The organism is Desulfofundulus thermobenzoicus (genome assembly GCF_009428905.1).
Classification (GTDB): Bacteria; Bacillota; Desulfotomaculia; order Desulfotomaculales; family Desulfovirgulaceae; genus Desulfofundulus_A; species Desulfofundulus_A thermobenzoicus.
Genome location: NZ_WHYR01000184.1, coordinates 1 through 456, shown reverse-complemented (window position 1 = coordinate 456; position 456 = coordinate 1). Strand labels below are relative to the sequence as shown.

Below are 456 nucleotides of genomic sequence, written 5' to 3'. Positions count from 1 at the left end.
AGATGGCACAATGAATGCGAATGCACTGCAATATAAAGGGATGGACCGCTTCGAATGCCGCAAACAGCTTGTGAAGGATTTACAAGAGGAAGGCATTTTGTTCAAAATTGAAGACCACATGCATTCAGTTGGTCATAGTGAGCGAAGTGGAGCTGTCGTTGAACCGTATTTATCGACACAATGGTTTGTGAAAATGCAGCCGCTGGCAGACGAAGCCATTCATCTGCAAAAAGGGGACGACCAAGTTCAATTTGTTCCAGACCGATTTGAAAAGACATATTTACATTGGATGGAAAATATCCGTGACTGGTGTATTTCTCGTCAGCTATGGTGGGGACACCGAATTCCGGCTTGGTATCATAAAGAAACGAAAGAAGTATACGTTGGACTTGAAGCACCAGAAGATATTGAGAACTGGGAACAGGATAACGATGTGCTTGATACATGGTTTAGTTC

At 43.2% G+C, this 456-nt stretch carries 1 protein-coding gene; it reads left to right on the top strand.

Annotated features, from left to right (window positions below):
• Window positions 1–456: class I tRNA ligase family protein (locus GFC01_RS18135; protein WP_152948509.1), on the top strand; the 456-nt coding region annotated here is incomplete at both ends.